This window comes from Herbaspirillum sp. Her2 (genome assembly GCF_057961375.1).
Window position 1 is genome coordinate 4,895,235 of the sequence record NZ_CM176331.1, and the last position, 15,161, is coordinate 4,910,395.

The 15,161-nt window shown below is 64.0% G+C and carries 15 protein-coding genes; 8 read left to right on the forward strand and 7 right to left on the reverse strand.

From position 1 onward, the window contains the following. Positions 1-4 precede the first annotated feature (4 nt). From ACWHXP_RS22195 to ACWHXP_RS22210, 4 genes are all read left to right on the forward strand, one after another. Positions 5-427: a DoxX family protein gene (locus ACWHXP_RS22195; RefSeq protein ID WP_489635033.1), complete on the forward strand. Its 423-nt coding sequence runs from the start codon at positions 5-7 to the stop codon at positions 425-427. Positions 428-562: 135 nt separating this feature from the next. Further along, entirely contained in the window at positions 563-1,390 is an 828-nt protein-coding gene (locus ACWHXP_RS22200) for an alpha/beta fold hydrolase (RefSeq protein WP_489635032.1), read from the forward strand. Positions 1,391-1,395: 5 nt separating this feature from the next. Next, a complete protein-coding gene (locus tag ACWHXP_RS22205; protein WP_489635031.1) occupies positions 1,396-1,917 on the forward strand; it encodes a Dps family protein in 522 nt (173 codons plus the stop codon). 429 nt (positions 1,918-2,346) lie between these two features. Beyond that, positions 2,347-3,216, forward strand: coding sequence for a helix-turn-helix domain-containing protein (locus tag ACWHXP_RS22210; protein WP_489635029.1), 870 nt, complete (start codon positions 2,347-2,349; stop codon positions 3,214-3,216). 12 nt (positions 3,217-3,228) lie between these two features. On the opposite strand, the gene ACWHXP_RS22215 is transcribed toward ACWHXP_RS22210, so the two are convergent. The 3 genes from ACWHXP_RS22215 to ACWHXP_RS22225 form a co-directional block, all read right to left on the reverse strand. Further along, positions 3,229-3,657, reverse strand: coding sequence for a hypothetical protein (locus ACWHXP_RS22215; protein ID WP_489635028.1), 429 nt, complete (start codon positions 3,655-3,657; stop codon positions 3,229-3,231). 10 nt (positions 3,658-3,667) lie between these two features. After that, positions 3,668-3,883, reverse strand: coding sequence for a hypothetical protein (locus ACWHXP_RS22220; protein WP_252696649.1), 216 nt, complete (start codon positions 3,881-3,883; stop codon positions 3,668-3,670). 289 nt (positions 3,884-4,172) lie between these two features. Continuing rightward, complete coding sequence (locus ACWHXP_RS22225; RefSeq protein WP_489635832.1) at positions 4,173-4,793, reverse strand: response regulator transcription factor; 621 nt, start codon at positions 4,791-4,793, stop codon at positions 4,173-4,175. A 314-nt stretch (positions 4,794-5,107) separates the two neighbouring features. Here ACWHXP_RS22225 and ACWHXP_RS22230 point away from each other — a divergent pair, with 314 nt between their 5' ends. Together ACWHXP_RS22230 and ACWHXP_RS22235 are read left to right on the forward strand one after the other, a co-directional pair. Beyond that, positions 5,108-5,809 (forward strand): YoaK family protein, encoded by a 702-nt coding sequence (locus tag ACWHXP_RS22230; protein WP_252696648.1) that lies wholly within the window; start codon positions 5,108-5,110, stop codon positions 5,807-5,809. Beyond that, a complete protein-coding gene (locus tag ACWHXP_RS22235) occupies positions 5,806-6,381 on the forward strand; it encodes a TMEM175 family protein (RefSeq protein ID WP_489635027.1) in 576 nt (191 codons plus the stop codon). Before ACWHXP_RS22230 ends, ACWHXP_RS22235 begins: the two co-directional genes overlap by 4 nt. Before the next feature lie 10 nt (positions 6,382-6,391). On the opposite strand, the gene ACWHXP_RS22240 is transcribed toward ACWHXP_RS22235, so the two are convergent. Further along, positions 6,392-7,063, reverse strand: coding sequence for an HAD family hydrolase (locus ACWHXP_RS22240; protein WP_134224220.1), 672 nt, complete (start codon positions 7,061-7,063; stop codon positions 6,392-6,394). Between the two features lie 371 nt (positions 7,064-7,434). Between ACWHXP_RS22240 and ACWHXP_RS22245 the strand changes: the two genes are divergently transcribed. Further along, the gene (locus ACWHXP_RS22245) at positions 7,435-8,532 is read left to right on the forward strand and encodes a hypothetical protein (RefSeq protein WP_489624084.1); all 1,098 of its coding nucleotides are present in this window, start codon (positions 7,435-7,437) and stop codon (positions 8,530-8,532) included. 224 nt (positions 8,533-8,756) lie between these two features. On the opposite strand, the gene ACWHXP_RS22250 is transcribed toward ACWHXP_RS22245, so the two are convergent. Both ACWHXP_RS22250 and ACWHXP_RS22255 read right to left on the reverse strand, forming a co-directional pair. Next, positions 8,757-10,301, reverse strand: coding sequence for a hypothetical protein (locus ACWHXP_RS22250; protein ID WP_489635026.1), 1,545 nt, complete (start codon positions 10,299-10,301; stop codon positions 8,757-8,759). A gap of 604 nt (positions 10,302-10,905) precedes the next feature. Then, positions 10,906-12,207 carry a UDP-N-acetylglucosamine 1-carboxyvinyltransferase gene (locus ACWHXP_RS22255; protein ID WP_489635025.1) on the reverse strand — a complete coding sequence of 434 codons (1,302 nt, stop codon included), beginning with the start codon at positions 12,205-12,207 and terminating at the stop codon, positions 10,906-10,908. Positions 12,208-12,540: 333 nt separating this feature from the next. Here ACWHXP_RS22255 and ACWHXP_RS22260 point away from each other — a divergent pair, with 333 nt between their 5' ends. Beyond that, a complete protein-coding gene (locus tag ACWHXP_RS22260) occupies positions 12,541-13,635 on the forward strand; it encodes a serine hydrolase (protein WP_489635024.1) in 1,095 nt (364 codons plus the stop codon). On the opposite strand, the gene ACWHXP_RS22265 is transcribed toward ACWHXP_RS22260, so the two are convergent. Next, positions 13,616-15,121 (reverse strand): sensor domain-containing diguanylate cyclase, encoded by a 1,506-nt coding sequence (locus ACWHXP_RS22265; protein ID WP_134223791.1) that lies wholly within the window; start codon positions 15,119-15,121, stop codon positions 13,616-13,618. The genes ACWHXP_RS22260 and ACWHXP_RS22265 overlap by 20 nt on opposite strands. Between the last annotated feature and the right edge of the window lie 40 nt (positions 15,122-15,161).

A 15,161-nucleotide genomic window follows, 5' to 3' on the forward strand; every position in this document is an offset into this window, starting at 1 on the left:
GATCATGCAAGCGCATCATTCCGCTCGCCGGACCGGTTGGCCGGTCCCGCCCCTGGATCCGGGTTTGCTGTTCCTGCGCGTGGCCGGCAGCTTCATGCTGTTCTACGTGCACGGCTTGCCCAAGCTCATGCATTACGCGCATGAGCTGACCGTCATCGAGGATCCCTTCGGCCTCGGCCCGACGGTATCGCTCTGGTCCGCCATCCTGGCTGAAGCGCTATGTCCGGTGTTGATCGCGCTGGGCCTGTTCACCCGCCTGGCCTGCCTGCCCATCATCGGCGTGCTGCTGGTGGCCATGCTGGCGGTGCATCCCGGCTGGAGCATCGCGGAAGGGCAGTTCGGCTGGCTGCTGCTGGTGATCTTCACGGCCATCGCGCTGTGCGGTCCGGGCCAGTGGCGGCTGGGCCAGGCCGCAGCTCAGCCGTAGGAATCAAGTCGATTCACGGCGGTCTCTCTTCCAGCTTCATTGGCAGATTCAACGTTGCCAGGCCGCTCTGCCATGCGCAGGGCGGTTGCTGTCCCCTGCACGGCCTCTCCACACCATCTCACAAGGAGTCACACCATGAGCACCATCACTACCCGCGACGGCACTGAAATCTATTACAAGGACTGGGGCAGCGGCCAACCGGTCGTCTTCGGTCACGGCTGGCCACTGGACGGCGACATGTGGGAATACCAGATGAACTTCCTGGCCGAGCGCGGCTATCGCGTCATCGCCTATGACCGCCGTGGCTTCGGCCGTTCCAGCCAGCCCTGGAGCGGTTACGACTACGACACCTTCGCCGATGACCTGGCCGAGCTGATGAACAAGCTGGACCTGCAGGGCGCAACCCTGGTCGGCTTCTCCATGGGCGGCGGCGACGTGGCCCGCTACATCGGCCGCCACGGCAGCAAGCGCGTGGCCAAGGCGGCGCTGCTGGGCGCGGTGACACCGATCTTCGGCCAGGCGCCGGACTTCCCGCAGGGCGTGCCGGCCGAGGTCTTTGCCGGCATCAAGGAAGGTCTGCTCAAGGATCGCGCGCAATTCATCAGCGACTTCGCCGCCGTCTTCTTCGGCACCAACCGCCCGGGCAAGGCCGATGCGGTCAGCACCGGCGTACTCTCGCAGACCTTCAACATCGCCATGCTGGCCTCGCTGAAGGGAACGCTGGATTGCGTGAGCGCCTTCTCCGGCACCGACTTCCGTGAAGACATCAAGAAATTCAACTTCCCGACCCTGGTGATCCACGGTGATGACGACCAGGTCGTCCCCTTCCAGACCACCGGCAAGCTGGTGGCCGAGATGGTGCCGGGTGCGCAGCTGAAGATCTATGGCGGCGCACCGCACGCCCTGTGCGCGACCCACAAGGACCAGATCAACGAAGACCTGCTGGCCTTCCTGAAGGGGTAAGTACCATGAGCCTGGACGCAAACCAACGCCAGCAGCTTGAACAGCGTCGCCTGGCACCGCTGGCTACGCCTGGCGTGCTGTCCGCGCAGGCCAGCCAGGAGATCGGCGGGGCCTTGACCATGTTGCTGGCGGACATCTTCGCGCTGTACCTGAAGACCAAGAATTTCCACTGGCACATGTCGGGGCCGCATTTCCGCGACTATCACCTGCTGCTGGACGACCAGTCCCAGCAGATCCTTGCCATCACCGATGCGGTGGCCGAGCGGGTGCGCAAGATCGGCGCGACCACACTGCGGTCCACCGGGCAGGTCGGCAAGCTGCAGCGGCTGGCCGACAACGATGCCGACTTCGTCACACCCTCCGACATGCTGGCCGAACTGCGCGAGGACAACCTGCGCCTGGTCGGTTTCATGATGGCAACCCACGAGCTGTGCGATGAGCACGGTGACGTGGCTACCGCCAGCCTGCTAGGGCCTGTTCACCTTCAATCTGTGAGTGCGAGAGGTCGCCAAGCGTTGACTGCCTAGGCGCGGCGACGCGCCGTGGTGGTGCCACGGCAATGAGCTGCAACAACGGCAGGCGACGCTTGGCGGCCTCTCCCGGAGGGTTGCCCCCAGAAGGCGCGCTGGCCGCGTTGCACGTCAGGGCTGGTGGCACCACCACCAGCCCTGACGCGCGCCTTGCCAGCCCGCCTTCTGGGGGCAACGCATCTCACAGATTGAAGGTGAACAGGCCCTAAAGAACTGGATCGACGAGGCCGAGCAGCGGGCCTGGTTCCTGTTTGAATCGGGGCGGACCTCGATGTGAGCGCTCCCTCCTGATGCAGGGTGCGGAAGGCAGAGCTTGACGGCTCTGCCTTTTTTGCGTTTTCCTTCACTCAGCTTCGGATGCGTCGGCTTGTTGGCCGCCACTGGAGCGGGTGGTTTTTCTTTCTTTCACTTTTATCGATTTTCCACGTGATCCAGCCCTTGCCCTGGCGTTTCATCAAGCGTCTCCGCCTGCAGGACGGCCTGGGCCTGACGCGCGCCGCGCAGTCGCAGGTCACGGGCGTCTCGTCCGGGGCGGTGCCGGTGATCGACATCCCGGGCGAGGATGCCTTTTCGGTGATCGTGCAATTGCAGGATTTTCGCCATCACAAGCTGTGGCGCGGCCGGCAGCTGGTGCATGCGGGCGGCCACCGCAGCGGCGAAATGGCCATCACCGACCTGCGCGAGCAGTGGCGCTGCCAGCACCTGTCGGACTACGACAACGTACGCCTGCAGTTGCCGCGCGCCACCATCGAGCAATGGAGCGAGGAGGGCGGACGCCGCATCAGCGGGCTGCAGCAGCGCCAGGCGGTGCGCGACCCGGTGATCTGGCACCTGGTGCAGGCGATGTTGCCGATGCTGGGCGAGGCGGCCAATGATGGCGATACGGTGTTCATGGACAGCGTGACGCTGGCCCTGCACACGCATCTGGCCCGGCACTATGGCGGCCAGCCGCTGGCGCGCAACAGCGGCCGCCTGGCCGGATGGCAGCAGGTGCGGGTGCGCGACTACATGCTGGCGAATTTGGGACAGCGCCTCACGCTGGCCGAGCTGGCGGCCCAGTGCGGCTTGTCGCGCGCGCATTTCTCGCGCGCCTTCAAGCTCAGCTTTGGCCTGCCGCCGCACGCCTGGCTGCAGCGCCAGCGCATTGCGCTGGCCTGCCAGCTGCTGCGCGAGGACGGCAAGAGCATGTCGGTCATTGCGCTGGAGTGCGGGTTCTCGGACCAGAGTCACTTCAGCCGGGTGTTCAAGCAGGTGATGGGGGTGGGGCCGATGGGGTGGGTGAGGGGACAGGGATAGGCCATGCCAGGCCTACTCGCTCAGCACGGAAATATGGGTGCGGTCATCCGGCGTCAACAAGGGCGCAATGCTCTGGTCCGTATATATTTTGTCTCCCGTGCCGGTGACCACGACCAGATGGAGATCAGGATCCACTTGATTTGCCGTTGTCCCCCGTCGTATCGCCTTCATCGTTCTTGCCAGCGCAGAGCGGCGTTTCCTGCCGGATGCGCGAACGGCGTCTTTCCATTCGTTCCAGAGTTGCTCGACACCCTCGCTGCGCTCTGCATACCGCACTTCGATGCCGCACAGGCCGTCACCCTGGCTCACCAGAAGGCCGATGTGTTCGCCCGGGCGGGAAGGCGTCACGTGAAAGAATTCACTACCGGATCGCTGCAACATTTGCGCAACCAGGCCCTCGGCAAATTGGTGTGCGATTTCTTGACGACGGGAACGTGGCATGGGCGGCTCCTCAGATGAGCTGTGTCAGTGGCGGATTGTTGCGCAGCGACCAGACGCGGCAAACTTCGTTGTAGATGGCAATCTTGACGGCGTCTTCGGCAAGGTCATGGTGTGGCGCAAGACGTGCGATCCCTTTCGACTGGCGTGCATCTATCCCCTTTACATAGATCCGCTCCCGGCGTGCGGTGCTGCGATCGACGATGCCCACGAAGAAAGGGGTCTTCATGGCGCGCTCACGCTTGATGGAATGACCGGACGCATGAGTTCAATACCGCACAGGTATTCACCGCCGGTGCCAATGATGTTCTTGAGATTGCCCATCGTGGTTGTGCGGGTAGCGATGGAAGCCGCCCGGGCTGCTGTCAGAGCCGCACAGCTTACTGATGGGAAGAAGGGATGTGTTCAGGAATACCGCAAAAGCGGATCAGTTTCGAAGGCCTTCGACGACGATGGGCGCTCTTGCGGTGGTCATTGATGGTCCGTCTCGTGCGGATACCGTCAGCTGGCCGGCAGCCTCACCGCTGCCGCGCAGAATGAATCTGCAATCGCTCCGCCGCCCGCACCAGATCGGCCAGGGTCTTGGTCTGCATCTTGTCCATCACGCGGCGCTTGTGGACCTTGACGGTGATTTCGCTGATGCCCAGCTCGGTGGCGATCTGCTTGTTGAGCAATCCGCCGATGGCCAGTTCCAGCACTTCCCGCTCACGCGGGGTCAGCTTTTCCAGCCGCGAAGTGCTGGCGGCCTGCTCCACACGCAGATGCAGATCACGCCCGGCAATGGCCAGTGCCTCCTGCACCGCGCCCAGCAGGCGCTCGTCTTCGATCGGCTTGGTAAGGAATTCATGGGCACCCGCCTTCATCGCCTGCACCGTCACGGGAATGGTGCCGTAGCCGGAAATGAAGATCACCGGAATGGCATCGCCGCGCTGTTCCAGCTGCCGTACCACCTCGAAGCCATCCGAGCCGGGCATCTTCATGTCCAGCAGCAGGCAGCACGGCGTGCCCGGCAGCGACTCGCGCAGAAACTCGTCGGCTGAGGCAAAGCCGCGCGCCTTCAGGCCGGCCGAGGCCAGCAGTCTCAACAGGGCGGTCCTGACCATGCCATCGTCATCGACGACGTATACGGTACTTTCTATAATGAATCCGTCTTGCCGGGTTGCGAAAATCCTTGCACCGGCACGCCTTCGCAACGCCCCTCTTCGGGCGTCGCAGGCCTTGCCGTGCAGTCCTTCGCATCATCAGCATTCAGGCCCGGCTTGGATTGTACAAATGTGCTGTTTTTTGTAGAAAATGCCTTTGTTGCATCCATCAAGGGCATATCGTTGCCGGATCGGCAAGGGTTTGGCGCGGCTTCGCCGGACTTGTCTTATCCACAGGGATAATGGGCGGACGGCAGCAGCGGTGCTAAGGTGTGCGGCCTGCCCCCCGCCCTCCGGAAGCGAGAGACCTCATGAATGCCGCACAACGCAACCGCCTCCAGTCCTCGGGACTGGCCTTCCTCGCCGCCTATGTCGATACGCTGGGCTTCATCGCGCTGTTCGGCCTGTTCACGGCGCACGTGACGGGCAACTTCATCCTCATCGGCGCGGCCCTGGCGGATACCTCGCAGATGTCCATCCTGCTGAAATTCCTGGCCTTCCCGGCCTTCATCCTCGGCGTGGCCGTGGCACGCCTGTTCATCGCCGCCATCCAGCGCCGCGATGGCCGCGCCCTGGGCTGGTCACTGCTGCTGCAGTTGCTGTTGCTGACCGGATTCATGCTCTGCGGCATCGCCGCCGCTCCGGTGCAGTCGCCCACGGCGGGCTGGGTGATGGCGTCCGGGCTGCTGGGCACGGCATCGATGGGCGTGCATAGCGCCATCAGCCGCCTGCTGCTGGCGCATCTGGCACCGACCTCGCTGATGACGGGCAACGTCACGCAAGTGGTGATCGACGTGGTGGACATGCTGCGCGGCGCGGCCGATGCCGGTACCACCGAGCGCTGCATCAAGTTCGTGTGGCCGGTGCTGTCGTTCGGCGCGGGTGCCATCGCCGCCGCCTTCGCCTATCACGCCATCGGCTTTGCCGGGCTGATCGTGCCGGTGCTGATCCTGGTGGCGATGGTGGTGTGGGAATTTCGCCAGCCGCTGCCGGCCAAGGCGGCCACGTCGTGAACAAGTCGCGGCTGGAAGCCTTCAGCGATGGCGTCATCGCCATTGCCATCACCATCATGGTGCTGGGCTTGCAGACACCGCAGGGCGCCGGTCTGGCCGACCTCGCACCTCTCATGCCGCCGCTGCTGAGCTATGTGCTGAGCTTCGTCTACATCGGCATCTACTGGGTCAACCATCATCACCTACTGCAGCTGGCCACGCAGGTCGACCGGCGCGTGCTGTGGGCCAACCTGCACCTGCTGTTCTGGCTGTCGCTGCTGCCCTTCGTCACCTCGTGGGTGGCCAACCATCATCGGCAAAGCGCACCCGTGGCCTGCTATGGCGTGGTGCTGCTGATGTGTTCGGTCTCTTTCCTGCTGTTGAAACGCGCGCTGCGCCACAGTGAAGCGGCGCATCCTTCGCTGGCGGCCATGCTGGGACACGGGCGCAAGAATGCGCTCTCCATCCTGCTCTATGCGGTGGCCATTCCGCTGTCACTGGCCACCCCGGTGGGCGCGACTGCCATCTACGTGCTGCTGGCCCTGCTGTGGTTCCTGCCGGACCATCACTTCGAGGCGGCCGGTTCGCAATGAAGGCGCGGACTTATCCGCCGATCTTGTCCCACAGCGCCTGACCGTTGAAATCGCGGATCACGGCGTGGGCACCGGCAGCCCGCAGGCGCGCTTCATCCAGTCCACCCAGCATGCCGAAGGTCCAGACCTGGGCGCTGCTGGCGGCTTTCACGCCCGAACTCGAATCCTCGAAGGCTACCGCCTGGTCCGGTGTGCCGCCCAGCAGTTGCAGGGCGGTCAGGTAGGGCAGGGGATCGGGTTTGGCGCGTTCCAGCTCATCGCCAATCACCAGCGTATCGAAGCGGCCGGCCAGGCCGGTGGCCTTCAACATCAGCTCGGCATTGGCGCGCGGTGCATTGGTCACCACTGCCGTGCGTCCGCCGATGCGGGCGATATGGTCGAGCAGGCGTTCGATGCCGGGCGTGGGCGCCACCTGCTGGTCCAGCTGCGAGCGGAACAGCTGTTCCTTCTCTTCGGCCAGCGGCTGGTATTCCGAGGCCGGCATGCCGGGAAACAGGTGATCGAAGATCATGGCGTTGGACGCCCCCATGATGTGGGTCTTGTAGTAGTCCACATCCACCGAGCGGCCCCAGCGCGACAGGATGGTGTTGAAGGCAGCGTGGTGCAGGGCGTCGCTGTCCATAAGAGTACCGTCGAGGTCGAACAGGAAATGCGTGATCGGAGTGCTGTGCGTGTTGGCCATGGGAATCCGTAGCAGGTTGGGGCGGCAGGGCAGGATGCCGGTGTGTGAGGCGCTCATTCTATAAGACTCGGTGCAGCGCTGCTGTGCAGTTTTCTGTACAGCGTACTGAGCATTGTTCTGCCGCTCTTTCTGTACGTTTTTCCGTGCGTTTTTCCGTACTGATTCCTGGAGTGAATTCGGCACGGAATTTTGTACGGAATTCTGCACGTTTTCCTGTACGCCGACTCCCCGCTTCCCTGCTCTCCTACGCCACCTGCCGAACTCCGCCGATGGCGCGCGCGCCAGCGCGCGCCTACAGTCTCTCCGTGGCAATGCCCCCCAGCCCTGCGCCAGTCGCACAGATCAACCCATCAAGAATCGCGAGGAGACTCATGACCACCTCAACCATCCATCCCCTTCCACCGGCCAGCGTCGAGGCCGTCAACAACAACGGCTCCGGCGTCTCGTGGGGTGCCATCCTGGCGGGCGCTTTTGCGGCGGCGGCCTTGTCCTTCATCCTGGTGATGCTGGGCTTCGGGCTCGGCTTCTCGTCGATCTCGCCGTGGTCCGGCGAGGGCGTCTCGGCCAAGGCCATCGGCTATTCCACAGCCGGTTGGCTGCTGTTCACCCAGATCGCGGCCTCGGCCATCGGTGGCTTCCTGGCCGGCCGCCTGCGCGTGAAGTGGGCTGGCCTGCATACCCGTGAAGTCTATTTCCGCGATACCGCACATGGCCTGCTGGCCTGGGCCGTGGCTTCGCTGGCCACCGCCGCCCTGCTGGGCTCGGCCGTGGGCAGCGTGATCTCGGGCGGGGCCAAGACCCTGGGTGCCGCCGGTGGCGTACTCGGTACCGGCGCTGCCGCGACCGCGGCGGCCATGGGCCCGGACGGTGCGCAACAGGCGGGCAATCTGGCTGACCGTGCCTCGGGTTATTTCATCGATTCCATGTTCCGTAGCGGCACCGCCAATGGCACCGCCAACACCAGCGCAGCCCCTGCCGCACCGGTGACTCCGGCCGCCGGCAGCGATGCCGCCAACGCTGCTCCCGCCGCTCCGCTGGCTGCACCGACTCCCGCCGATGGCCGTGAACTGACCTCGGCCCAGCGCATGGAAGTGGTCCGCGTCTTCGGTTATTCGCTGGCCAACCAGCAACTGGCCGACAACGACAAGCGCTACCTGGGCCAACTGGTGGCACGCCATACCGGCCTGTCGCAAGCCGATGCCGAGAAGCGCGTGGCCGATACCTTTGCCGCTTACCAGCGCAATCTGGACCAGGCTGCCACCAAGGCCAAGGAAGCCGCTGATGCCGCCCGCAAGGCTGCTGCCTATGCCTCGCTGTGGATGTTCCTGGCCCTGCTGTGCGGTGCCTTCGTCGCCAGCCTGCTGGCCACTTACGGCGGCCGCCTGCGTGACCGCAACGAACTCTACGGCGAACCGGTGTTGCGTCATGAACTTCATGACCATCGCGTCGGCGAACCCGAGTTGCGTTGAACAGCGCCCTCCCGCGCCACGTTTCGCCGAACCTGAACACCAACCTTCATAGGAGACTGACATGGGTGCCATTCTGCTCTGGCTCTTGGGGATTCCGATTCCCATCATCCTGCTGCTGATCCTGCTGTTCTGAACGCAGCCATCAATGCAGCAAAGGCAAACGCAGTAACGCACAAGGGCGGCCAATTGGCCGCCCTTGTGCATTGGCTGGTGAGACCTGCCGTTTACACGCCGAAGATGCTACCGATGGTGGACGGGTTGTACTGCACTCCCTGCAGGGTCAGGTGGTAATACAGCTTGCCCGCGCCCGCGCCGTCCAGGTCGATCTGCAACTGTGTGCTGCCGTTGAGATCAGAGGCCGTGACGTAGTTCTTCACGAAGTCCGGGTTCACGATCTGGCCAGAGACCTTCACCCGGTCCATACCGACCGTGAAGTCGGTAACGGTAGCCTTCAGGGCACTCGTCTTGCCGAAGCTGCCCACGGTGATCCTGTCGTCACCTGCACCGGTTTGCACACGGATGCCCCCGACGATCTCGGGATCGGCAGCAGCACCCAAGACCAGCTCGTCATTGCCATTGCCGCCGACGATCGAGGTGCCCGCCTGCGCGGCCCAGTACCAGCCCAGCTTGAGGCCCTGCATGCTGGTGGTCTGGCCCAGGCGCGCGCCGGGAGTGAGCACGGTGGCGCTGATGCTCAGGTCCTGGTAGTAGCCCGGTGGCAGCACGCCGGCCGGGATGCCGATGGCGAAGCTGCCTGCACCCACATCCTCGAAGGCCACGACCTTGCCGCCCATCTGGATGGTGACCAGATAGCGGTCCGATGCGCTGCCGCCGCCGACCGTGCCGACGAACACCGGGCCCTGGTTGCCATGCCCGGAGGCAAAGCTGGTGTCCGCATCGCTGATGACGGCATAGGAGGCGCCGGACTGGCCCAGCGACTGTGCTTCAGAGGCAGACTGCTTGTTGCCGCGCACGCCCAGGTCCGACAAGGTCACCGGTGCGCCACCGGCTGCCACGTTCACGCTCAGGTTGCTGCTGACGGAGTTGCCGCCTGTATCGGTATAGCGGACCTCCAGATCATGCTTGCCGGCCGACAGGCTCTGGAAGACGGCGACGTCCACTTCCTTCGGTCCTGCGCCGAGATCGTTGACTCCCAGCACCTTGCGGCCCACCAGCCGGTCGCCTTCATACAGCTCGATCACGTTGCCCACGATGGAGTAGGCACCGTCGTACTTGACGCGGATCACCGGCCGGCTGCTGGTATTGGCCACACTCAACTGGTACAGCAAGCCGATGTTGGCCAGGCCGACATCACTGAGGCCGGTTTCCAGATCGGGGCTGACCTTGTACTGGTCTACGCCGTTGCGCTTGAAGCCGCCCAGCATCTCCAGCGCCACGTTGTTGAGCCCGGCCGTGGCGGCAGGCTTCAGGCCCAGGCTCAGCCACGCCCCCAGCGTATCGAGGCTGCTGCCCTGCTGCAGCAGGCTGAAGGAGGTGGTGCCGGTCCCCAGCTTGTCGAACATCTGGTAGCTCTTGAGGCTGCCGATGCTGGTGTTGCCGTCGCCGGTGACGCCCTTGCCGCCCCATTCGGCGGAAATGCCGCGAATCGCCTGGAGCAGGCTGGCTGCAGTGAAACCGGCAGGCAGCGTCGGGATGGCCTCCTCGCTCCTGGTCAGCACGGCCGGGAAGGTGAGCGGGGCCGTGGAGGAGCCGAAGACGTTGGACATCTTGATGAGCCCGTAGCCGAACTCTCCTTCCACCACGCTCACGGCCAGGCTGCCCGGTACCCGATCGCGTCATCCGGCATGCATGTTGATCACGACTACGCCAGCCGCAGGACGACAGAGGCCACGGCACTGCCGACCCGGCAGGCATGGCGATCATTGCGGAGGAGACAGGACTAGCCGGCGCAAGCGTCTGCGTTCGGATCAGTGGGGCGAAGCCTGTCTCGGTGGAGGGAGCTGAAGCGATTCCTGCCGGGGCCGGTCGGCCTTGTCTTGTGTTCGGGTGGCTCGACCGCATCCGCCATGCATGACCAGTACTTCCGCCACGGCGTAGATTAACGCCGGAAATTATCCGTGCCGGGTCGGCGCAGGGCTGTCGAAATAATTCGATTTATTTGATCAACAAGCAGGTGTTTTGGGCAATTTCAAAAGTGTGCCGGCGCAGGACTGGCGGCAGCCAACACGAACTGTGAAAGGAAGAAGAAAACTGGCCCTGAGGACAAGCACAGCGCCCGGGAGGACAGCCGCAATCGCAGGGGAAAGGAGGGAGGAAGCGGCGGGTGCGAAGGGCACATCGCGGAATGGAAATCGGAGGGTGGCAGGGGAAGCTTGCGCCGGGCGCTTCCCCTGCAAGGTCGAACCGTGGAGATCAGTCTTCCTCGACCCAATCGACGACTGCTCCCAGCGAACGCAGGTTCTCCACGAATTTGGGATGGGCGCGCCGGATCGGCAGCGCATTGCGGATCTCGGAGCGGCCCTCGATGCTGGCGGCGACCATGAACAGCGCGATGGCCACGCGGATGATGTAGGGGCTTTCCACCGAGGCCGGCGACAGCGGCAGGCCGCCGAAGGTGATCAGGCGATGCGGATCGCCCAGGAACACGTGGGCACCGAACTTGGACAATTCGCTGCTCCAGCCCATGGCACCGTCGTAGATCTTGTTCCAGAACATGGTGTTGCCCTCGGCCTTGACACCCAGGGCGATGAAGATGGGCAGCAGGTCCACCGGCAGATAGGGCCAGGGGGCGGCTTCCACCTTGGTGAGGATGTTGCTGGTGAAGGGTTTGACCACCTTCAGCGGCCCGTTCTGGCGCGTGTGCGACCAGCCGTTTTCATGCACCACTTCGACGCCGAATTTGGCGAAGGTGCGGTCGATCAGCGGGAACTGTTCCGGTGCGCTGTTGCGCACGCGCACCTGGCCACCGGTGATGGCGCCCATGGCGAGGAAGGTGGCGATCTCGTGGAAATCCTCGTCGAAGCGGAATTCACCTCCGCCCATCTGCTGGCCGCCGCGCACCGTCACGCGCGAGGTGCCGAGGCCGTCGATCTGCACGCCCATCATCACCATGAAGCGGCAGAATTCCTGCACGTGCGGTTCCGAGGCGGCATTGGTGAGTACCGATTCGCCCTCGGCGGCAGCGGCGCACAGCACGAAGTTTTCGGTCGTGGTGACCGAGGCATAGTCCAGCCAGTGATGATTGGCCTGCATGCAGCCGCCGGTGCGGATGATCAGCGAATCCGGGCTGCTCTCCACCCGCGCTCCGAAGCGCTGGAAGACTTCGACGTGCGGATCGATCTCGCGCACGCCGAGCGTGCAGCCCTTGACGTCGTTCTCCAGCCGCGCCACGCCGAAGCGCGCCAGCAGTGGCGGTACCAGCATGATGGAGGAACGCATCTCCTCCGGCAGGTGGTGCACTTTGGGATCGAAGTGCGTATCGCGGTGATGCAGTTCCAGCACGCCGCTGGCATAGTCCACCTTCACCTCGCTGCCCAGCACGCGGAAGATCTCCAGGATCTTCTTGACATCGGTGATCTCGGGGATGCCGATCAGCCGCAGAGGCTGGTCGGTCAGCAGGGTGGCGCAGAGGATGGGGAGGACGGCATTCTTGTTGGCGGAGGGGGTGATGTCGCCGCGCAGCGGGCGGCCACCGTGTACGATGAGATTGGACATGAAGAAAATCGTTGATTCAGTCAGACGGAGTGCGCCGGAAGCAGCCTGCCCCGGCCGGGAATGGACAGATTATGCGCCGCCCGGTTGCAGCCAGGGAAGCAAATTATGTCGCGCGGCGGCGGCCTCCCCGGGACTTGTCGCCTTGTCATCTTATTCACTTGCGGCTGTACGGCAGTGAAGGTTGCTGCATTGAAAGCCAAGTTTCCGTATCATGGCCGGTCTTGGATGATCGCACCGACAAGGTTTTTGACGATGTTTCGCACGCAGCAGTCCCGTTCCGGTAATGATTTACGCTTTTCCCTGCTGATCCTGCCTGGCCTGCGCCGGGCCGGCATGGTGGTCCGTCTCCTGATGTGCAGCGTCTTGCTGCTGGCGCTGACGGCGCTCTCGGGCAAGCTCAGCGAGGCCCAGGCCGCCGGTTCCACGGCCGGCAAGCACCGGGCCGCCAGCAGCGGTGCCAAGGGCCGCAATCGCAGCGTACGCAAGAAGGCCGCCCTGCCTGCCAAGGCGCGCACCCCGGCGCGTGGCCGCCGTCGTGGCCGTGCGGCTGCGGCCGCTGCTGCGGCCGGAGTGACCGCGGCCACCGCTGCCGCCGTGGCGAGTCCGGCAAGCCCGACACCCGCCATCACCACCAACACCAAGCCCGAGCTGCTGCCGCGCTGCGGTTTCACCGAAGCCTCGCGCCGCCACATCTTCTCGCGCGGAGTGTACGTGCTCGATGAAGAGACCAATACGCCGCTCTTCGAGCGCAACGCCGATACGGTCGCCCCCATCGCCTCGGTGACCAAGCTGATGACGGCCATCGTCTGGCTGGACCAGAAGTCGCTGCCCATGACCAATCGCCTGGAAGTGACCGAGGATGACCTGGACAACCTCAAATTTACGCATTCGCGGCTGAACATCGGGGCCAGCCTGTCGCGTGCCGACATGCTGCACATCGCCCTGATGTCTTCCGAGAACCGCGCTGCCGCCGCCATGAGCCGCGACTATCCGGGCGGCCGTCCGGCCTTCATCGCCGCCATGAATGCACGCGCCCAGGCACTGGGCATGCCGCATACCCATTTCGAGAACGGTACCGGCCTGTCGCCCGAGAATGTTTCGACCCCGCGCGAGCTGGCCGAACTGGTCAAGGCGGCCAACCGCTACCAGCTCATCCGCAATGATTCGCTGGACAAGCAGAAGATCATCAACATCGGCCGTGGCCAGCTGCAGTACATCAATTCCAATCGCCTGATCCGCTACGGCCAGGTCAATGCCACCGTGCAGAAGACCGGCTTCATCAACGAGTCCGGCCACAACATGGTGCTGCGCCTGCTGGTGCATGACCGCCGGCCGGTGATCGTCACCATGCTGGGCAGCGGCACTGCCGATGGCTCGCGGCTGGATGGGGTGCGCATCGCCAAGTGGCTCAACTGTTCGCTGAACTGAGCTGCCATTCAGCCGGGACCACCTTGGCGGTGGCCTGGTACAGCCGCACCCGGTTGCGGCCTTCGCGCTTGGCCTGATAGAGCGCCTCATCGGCGGCCTTGATGATTTCGTCGACACTGCGATGCACGCCGCGCTCCAGGCAGGCCACGCCGATGCTGATGGTGAGGCGGCCGAACGGGCTGCGTTCATGCGGGATCTTCTGGGCCTGCAGCGCTGCCAATATCAGCTTGCCCACGTGCATGGCGCCCTCGGCATCGGCCTCATCGAGCAGCACCACGAATTCTTCACCCCCGTAGCGACCGGCACGGTCGCAATGGCGGGAAACCGCGCCCTTGATGCAACGGGCCACGGCCACCAGGGCATAGTCGCCCGCCTTGTGGCCGTAGGTATCGTTGTAGAGCTTGAAAAAATCCACATCCGCAAACAGCACCGCAAAGCGTGCCGAGTCATTGCGCTGGCATTTGTGCCAGGCCTCCTGCAGGACTTCGTCCAGGGCGCGGCGGTTCAGCAGCGTGGTCAGCTTGTCGGTGCGGGCCTGCTCCTCCAGTTGCTGGTCCAGCTTGCTGCGGCGGAACAATTCCTCGCGCACGCGGCTGATGAGGTAGAAGGCCGCCGTGCTGAAGAGCGCCATCAGGAAGACCACGGCATAGAACATGCGCATCCATTCACGGAACAGCGCCGCCTTGGTGTGGCCGATGAAGACCACCCAGCGCGTCTGTGGCACGCGCACGTAGGTGTAGAGGCGCTGCACCCCATCCTGCTGCGAGCGCGTGAAATAGCTGCCTTCAGCGGGGGCGCTGGACGCCAGCAGCTTTTGCAGCTGCGGGGCATTTTCCACCCGGGAGCCGATGAAGGCCTCGTCATAAGGCAGGCGCATGTAGGCCACGCCCTCCACCGAGTAGAGCGACATGACCGCATTCTTTTCCAATGACATGGCCTCGAACAGCTGCCGGAAATAATCCAGGTAGAGCACCATGAAGACCACCCCGCCAAAACTGCCGTCGACATGGACCAGCCGCTTGGACAGCACGATCACCTGGGCGCGCCGTTCCAGCCGTACCGCTTGCGGGGACGAAATGAAGAGGGTGGCGCGCGCGTCCCGTCGTGGCCCGTCGAAGAAATCGCGGCCGGCAAAATTGCCCGGCATGATCTCGTCCAGCACGGGTGATCCGACCACGCGTTCACCATCGGCGTCGATGATGCCCTGGGCCGCGATGTAGCCGGCCTCGATCTTTTCGCCCAGCAGAAATTCCAGTTGTTGCTGGGCCGGCATGCGATGCAGTTGCGTATGGCGATAGCGCCACGCCAGGCTGTCCAGTGCCAGCGAAAGCAGCTCCATGTTGCGCGAGATCGAACGCTGTGCGATACGCGCCACGTTGAGGGTGTGATTGACCGAAATGTGTTCTACCTGCTTGTAGCTCTGGTAGAGCACCACACTGGTGATGACCCCTGCCATCAGTGTCAGCGAGCCGACCAGCAGGGTCATGTTGCGTTTGAGGCGTTTGATTTTTTGTCTCCCCGTACCT